This is a genomic window from Loigolactobacillus iwatensis (genome assembly GCF_003950295.1).
Taxonomy (GTDB): Bacteria; Bacillota; Bacilli; order Lactobacillales; family Lactobacillaceae; genus Loigolactobacillus; species Loigolactobacillus iwatensis.
The window spans coordinates 1-6600 of sequence record NZ_RHNP01000065.1; the positions used below are offsets into that span (position 1 = coordinate 1).

The 6600-nt window shown below is 40.8% G+C and carries 6 protein-coding genes; 5 read left to right on the forward strand and 1 reads right to left on the reverse strand.

Annotated elements, in window-relative coordinates; genetic code table 11:
* Positions 1 to 197: 197 nt before the first annotated feature.
* Both brnQ and EKM98_RS11670 read left to right on the forward strand, forming a co-directional pair.
* Complete coding sequence (brnQ, locus tag EKM98_RS11665) at positions 198 to 1610, forward strand: branched-chain amino acid transport system II carrier protein (protein ID WP_125982722.1); 1413 nt, start codon at positions 198 to 200, stop codon at positions 1608 to 1610.
* A 168-nt stretch (positions 1611 to 1778) separates the two neighbouring features.
* Positions 1779 to 2222: a GNAT family N-acetyltransferase gene (locus EKM98_RS11670; protein WP_225418584.1), complete on the forward strand. Its 444-nt coding sequence runs from the start codon at positions 1779 to 1781 to the stop codon at positions 2220 to 2222.
* A gap of 155 nt (positions 2223 to 2377) precedes the next feature.
* Here the strand turns inward: EKM98_RS11670 and EKM98_RS11675 are convergent, their stop codons facing one another.
* Positions 2378 to 3643, reverse strand: coding sequence for a hydroxymethylglutaryl-CoA reductase, degradative (locus EKM98_RS11675; protein WP_191983387.1), 1266 nt, complete (start codon positions 3641 to 3643; stop codon positions 2378 to 2380).
* 171 nt (positions 3644 to 3814) lie between these two features.
* On the opposite strand from EKM98_RS11675, the gene EKM98_RS11680 reads away from it, so the two are divergent.
* The 3 genes from EKM98_RS11680 to EKM98_RS11690 all read left to right on the forward strand — a co-directional run bounded on the left by EKM98_RS11680 (position 3815) and on the right by EKM98_RS11690 (position 6412).
* Positions 3815 to 4618, forward strand: a complete 804-nt coding sequence (locus EKM98_RS11680; protein WP_404802951.1) for a transporter substrate-binding domain-containing protein — start codon at positions 3815 to 3817, stop codon at positions 4616 to 4618.
* Between the two features lie 333 nt (positions 4619 to 4951).
* Positions 4952 to 5641: an amino acid ABC transporter permease gene (locus EKM98_RS11685; RefSeq protein ID WP_068222065.1), complete on the forward strand. Its 690-nt coding sequence runs from the start codon at positions 4952 to 4954 to the stop codon at positions 5639 to 5641.
* A gap of 30 nt (positions 5642 to 5671) precedes the next feature.
* Positions 5672 to 6412, forward strand: coding sequence for an amino acid ABC transporter ATP-binding protein (locus tag EKM98_RS11690; RefSeq protein ID WP_068279711.1), 741 nt, complete (start codon positions 5672 to 5674; stop codon positions 6410 to 6412).
* Positions 6413 to 6600 lie beyond the last annotated feature (188 nt).

The window sequence follows — 6600 nt, forward strand, 5'->3', positions numbered from 1 at the left end:
GCTCTTTTTCTGCACAAAAATCCTGTTAATAGTTTACCATTTGTAAACTATCAACAGGAAAAAGTATAGAGCCCCTTTAAAAACATTTGCTTTTAAAGGACGCTTTTTTTATTTGGTCAACCACTAATAATCGCATTCAGGTTTGTATTTCGTAATTATATTTGTACCTGCGGCCAAAACATAGGAGGTTTTCGTTTATGGAATTAGAACAAAAAGAACGTCGCTTAACTTGGAAAAACTATTTAATGATTGGTTCAATGCTATTTGGAATGTTTTTTGGTGCCGGTAATTTAATTTTTCCACTGCACCTTGGTCAACTCGCTGGAAATCATTGGGGGTTGGCAACGATCGGTTTTCTATTGTCCGGTACCCTGCTGCCACTACTTTCAATTATCGCTATTAGTATCACACGTAGTGAAGGTATCTACGATGTTGCTCGCCCGATCGGCAAACACTACGCGCTCATTTTTTTGATCCTTGTTCACGCAACTTTGGGCCCGTTATTTGCCACTCCCAGAACGGCCACCGTTCCTTTTGAATTAGGAATTGCCCCACATATCCCGGCAGGCCAAACTAGCCTTTACCTGGCCATTTATTCAGCAATTTTCTTTCTGATCACCTATCGTTTATCCAGCCGCCAATCACGTATTATTGATGTAATCGGTCGCTTACTAAACCCACTATTCTTAATTTTATTGGCAATTATTTTTTTGTTCGCGTTTTTAAGTCCGATGGGACAAGCCAGTCACGCCACCGCAACTACTGCCTACACACATGGTGCACTCACTAATGGCTTTCTTCAGGGCTACAACACGATGGATGCTTTGGCCGGCCTAGCTTTTGGTGTTACCGTTGTTACTTCAATTAAACTATTAGGAACGCATAAACCAAAGAACATTGCCTTGGCCACCGCTAAATCAGGTGCGCTCAGCATGGGAATTGAAGCCTTGATTTATCTCGCGTTAATCCTAATTGGTGCTACCAGTCTAAATCAATTTAAACTATCAGCAAATGGCGGTATTGTCTTTGCTCAAATTGCTAATCACTATATGGGCGCCGTTGGTGACGCTATTTTGGCCACGTTAGCAACGGTAACTTGTATAACCACAGCAATGGGCCTGGTCACCGCCTTTGCCCAAGATTTTCACAAACATTTTCCTAAAATTAGTTACCTAGCCTTTTTACGTTTCACTTGTGGTATTTCCTTTTTGATCGCAAATATTGGCCTAACTCAGATTATTGCTTGGTCAACACCAGTTTTAATGTTCCTTTATCCCTTAGCAATTACGCTTATTATTTTGGCCATCCTATCACCACTATTTAAGCAAAGCAGCTTTATCTACCGCGTGACCACAATTTTCACTTTAATTCCGGCAATTTTTGACATGATTCACGCTTTACCACCATTATTGGCCCAAACGGCCTTCGCTCGTAGCATGACAGCCTTTGCCACACATTATCTACCTTTATTCAAATTAGGTTTTGATTGGATTCCTTTCGCCGCCGTTGGTTTCTTAATCGGTATTGGCGGTTATGCATTACGAAATATTAGCCTAAACTGGCACCTGAACCGGCAAAACCTAACTGATGAAAATGATACTGACCATTAAAAAGTATTTGGATTCCAGCGTTTGTGTGCAGGTTAAAGCCCTTTTTATAGAGTGGTCCGCCTGCAAGCCCCCTATAAAAATAATTTTGGAACAAAGATTACTTGCCCCACTTTATTTTGACTCATGCTATACTAAAATCAATATCGATAAGGAAAGTGGGTCCGTAAGTTGAAATTACATGTCGGTTCAGAGCCTTGGCAGCGTGCCGCCGCACTATATGTCAGAATGCAGGTCTTCGTTCAAGAACGTCACATTGCCCTAATTGATGAATTCGATCAACACGACACATCAAAAACATCCTACGCCGTTATGTACACGGACAATGAGCAGCCAGTGGCCACTGGACGACTACAATTCATTGATGCCGCAACTATCCAACCTGGTCGAATTGCAACGCTTAGCGAGTACCGGGGACAAGGTTTAGGTGCGCAGGTTATTAATGCTTTAGAAGAAGTAGGTCAACACCAAGGCTATCAAAAATCTCTAATTCATAGTGAAAGAACAGCGCAAGGCTTCTACGAACAACTTGGCTACCAACCTGTCTCTGGTACTTTTATTGAAGATGGTATCCCTTGTGTTTTAGTTAGTAAAACATTGTTCACAAAAAAATAAACGATAACCAACTACTAATTTTTTCGAAATAAGTAGCTAGTTACCGTTTTTTTATTCAACTAAAAAAACACGAAACCAGAAAACTGATTTCGTGTCATACGTTAATATCAACCAATTAGTCATAAAAATTAACTAATATCTAATTCATTAAACTTCTACCCTTGGCGCAACTTATTCAATAAAGATTTGGCCGTCTTCAAATCAAATTTTTTTGTTTGCAATAATTCGGCCGTTAACCATTGAACCTCATTGGTTGTTGCACCGGCAGAAATTGCTAGGCTTTTTGCTTGAAGCGCCATATGTCCCTTTTGGATTCCTGTCGTTACCAGGGCCTTTAAGGCGGCCAGGTTTTGTGCCAACCCGATAGCAGCAACGACACGCATTAAATCTTCCGCGCTATTGATTCCCGCCAGTTTTTGGTTAGCCTGAACAATGGGTAGGGTTTTTGTGGCCCCACCGACAAAACCTAGTGGTAATGGTAACGTCAACGCACCAACTAATTTATCTTCGTGGACATGCCACTGGCTTAGCCCTCGGTATTGGCCATCCCGTGCAGCGTAGGCCTGAGCACCACTTTCAATTGCCCGAAAATCATTGCCACTCGCAATCACAGCGGCGTCAACGCCATTCATAATCCCTTTATTGTGGGTTGCTGCCCGGTAAGGATCTAATTGCGCTACTTGACTGGCCGCACAGATTTTCGCGGCCACCTGATTACCAGCTAAACGTTGCGTTTCAAAAACCGATACGGGAATGACACAACTTGCCGTCACCAAACTTTCAGTTGCATAATTAGAGAGAATACTCATTAAACAGTCATCCTGGCGCGTAGTGGTCAACTCACTAGCAACTGCTTCCAACATTGTATTTAACATATTGGCTCCCATTGCCTGTTTAACGTCGACAACTAAATCAACTGACAAGAAGGCGCTGCCTAAAATACGCACACGTAAATCTTTTGCACCACCACCGCGTTTAACAATCGACGGGTGAGCAGCGTTTGCTACCTCCAGCAAGTGTGTTTTATCCATTAACAAATTTTGTTTAGTCCGTTCTGGCTGGGCAACGTTTTCTAAAATAATCTGCCCAATCATTTGGCGGTTTTGAATTTTAGTTTGAAAGCCGGTACCTTGAGCCGCCATTTTGGCACCGTTACTTGCCGCTGCAATCACGGAAGGTTCTTCTGTCACCATTGGAACATCATGCATTTTGCCATCAACTAAAACCTGCCGCGCCACTCCCTCTGGCAATGGAAAAAGTGTCAATTGATTTTCCACCAATTGATTCGCTCGCTCTTGCGTTAATCCCTGATCATTTAAAAAATATTGATAGGCCCTATTATCTAAGTGCCCTTCTTGATGTAAGGTTGTTAACCGTTGTAAACGTGATTGTTGATAAAATTTCACGACTTTGGCCTCCACTAATTTTTATTTTCTTCCATTGTAACAAATAAATTTTGCAGTCAGTCTGATAAGTTTCTTAAAAACTGGTCAAGTGAGTTAAAAAAAATGACCAACTGTTATATACTAGGACTTGGCTAACAAAGAGTAAGTTATTTCAATTAATATAAAGGAGTGTTTAGTTTGAAAAAGATTTGGAAACTAGCGCAAGTCGCCCTAGTTGGTTTATTAGTTGCTGCGGGTGTTTCTTACGCGACCACCCCAACCCAAGCTGCCAGTTTAAGCAATGCCGCCAAGAAGGAACTGAACCAAAAGGGAACTTTAAAGATTGGCCTAGAAGGTACCTTTCAGCCATACAGTTACAGCGATAAAGGTAAATTAACTGGTTACGAAGTTGAGCTTGGCCGTGACCTTGCTAAACAAATGGGTTTAAAACCAGTTTTCGTCCAAACACAATTTGATTCACTAATTGCCGGCCTAAATGGTAGCAAGTACGATATTATTTTAAATAATATGGCGAAGAACCCGACACGGACCGCCAAGTATAACTTTACTTCACCTTACATTTACGGCAAATCAGAAATTGCCGTTAAAAAGAGTAATAAGAGTATCAAGAAAGCTAAGGACATTAAGGGTAAAAAGATGGCCCAGACGGCTTCAAGTAATAATGCTACTGATGCCCAGCGTTTAGGCGCAACCATCGTCTCTAGTAGTGGCTTTGAACAATCAATTGAGCTTGTTGAACAAGGTCGTGCTGATGGGACAATTAACTCTGTTGACGCCTTTGGTGCTTATTTAAAACAAAAACCAAAAGCTAACATCAAATTAATTAAAGCCGATTCATCCATCAAAACACAACAAATTGGTGGTATGTTAAATAAGAAGGATAAAAATTTAACGAAGGCCACTAACAAGGCTTTAAAGACACTTCGTAAAAATGGCACTTTAAAGAAACTCTCTGTTAAGTATTTTGGACAGGACGTTACCAAAAAATAAGTTGCAATAACGATTATTTGAAATTGTTGGTTTAGCGTCAATCTATTTGTGGGAGTGGGACAAAAGTCGTTTTTGGGTTTACTGCGTAACGTAGGCTAATCGAATAACCGTACTATGGTTATTTGATTAGCCGTAGTTAGGCACGTGAACCCAGACTTTTGGCGCACGTTCTAGGGTAACGTTCAGAAACAATGAGAGGCTAGGGACTTTTGTCCCAGCCTCTTTTAATATTTAGATTGCTGTGCTACAAATAAATATCAAAAAACTTAGGAGAAAAGACATCTTTTGCGCTTGCACAAAATAGACATTAGAGCACTTAGGAGGCTTTACATATTGACTAGTCAGACTTGGCATTTAATTTTAACATCACTGCCACCAATCATTAAGGCCAGCGTCACCTATACGATTCCATTGACCTTAATTTCATTTACCTTAGGATTATTGCTAGCATTACTGACGGCAATGGTTCGTTTATCACCAATGCGTGGCCCTTTTCAAATTGTTCGTGGCCTCTTTTGGGTTTACGTCTGGATATTCCGGAGTACCCCATTACTAGTGCAACTATTTATTGTTTTCTTTGGTTTACCTAATATTGGGGTACAATTCAGTCCTTGGATTGCGGCCATTATTACTTTCACCTTAAACGTTGGTGCTTACAGTTCGGAAACTATCCGTGCAGCAATTTTATCAATTCCCAACGGTCAGTGGGAAGCCGCCTACACGCTTGGAATGACCAGACCGCAAGTTCTCTTTCGAATTGTTTTACCACAAGCGGCACGTGTTTCACTACCCCCGCTATCTAATTCGTTCATTGGCCTAGTTAAGGACACTTCACTGGCTTCTAGTATCACAATCGTTGAAATGTTCATGGTTGGTCAACAAATTGCCGCCAAAACCTACGAACCGCTATTGCTTTATTCGCTGGTTGCGTTTGTTTACCTAATTATTTGTACTGTATTAACTATTTTACAGAGCTATTTAGAAAAATGGACCTCGCGTTACATCCAGACTGGTAACAACTAAAGTGAATTTAAAAAACTTAGGAGGTTAAGCATGCTACAACTCGCGCACATTAATAAAATCTACGGAAAACGCAAAGCTTTAAACGATATCAATATTCAGTTTCCCGACCACGAAACAACTGTTATTGTTGGGCCATCTGGCTCTGGTAAATCAACCCTCTTACGTTCACTTAATTTATTAGAACGTCCAGAAAGTGGGCTTTATAGTTTTGATCAACAAACAATTGATTTTAGTCAACCAATAGCCGAAAAAGAAGTTCTTCAACTACGACGAAAAACAGGAATGGTGTTTCAAAGCTTCAATCTTTTTCCGCACCTTACTGTCTTAAAAAACGTGACCGAAGCACCGATTCACGTTTTGCATCAGGATAAGGCTACCGCCGAAAAAACTGCGCGCCAACTTTTACAGCAAGTTGGCCTAGATCAAAAGGCCAATCAATACCCAATGGAACTTTCCGGTGGTCAGCAGCAGCGGGTCGCAATTGCTAGAGCCCTGGCCATGCAGCCTGAATATATGTTTTTTGATGAACCAACCTCTGCGCTTGATCCAGAATTAGAAGCAGAAGTTTTACGCGTATTATTAAACCTCGCCAAACAGCATAACTCCATGATTGTTGTAACGCATAATATGGAATTTGCTAAGGGTGTTGCTGACCAAATTGTCTTTTTAGAAGAGGGCCAGATCCTGTTTTGTGGTTCACCACAAGAGTTCTTCTCGGAACCAACTCAGCGAATCCATGATTTCTTGTCAGCAATGAGTTTTACTTCTTAAAGAGTTGGAAAAGCTGTGCCAATCCTTCTAAACAAAACAAATAGCATTAGTTGTCTATCATCACTTCAAAAAAAAGTGCCTCACAATCATTAGACTGTTTGTCTAACAATTATGGCTCTATACTTTTTCCTGTTGATAGTTTACAAATGGTAAACTATTAACAGGATTTTTGTGCAGAAAAAGAGCTC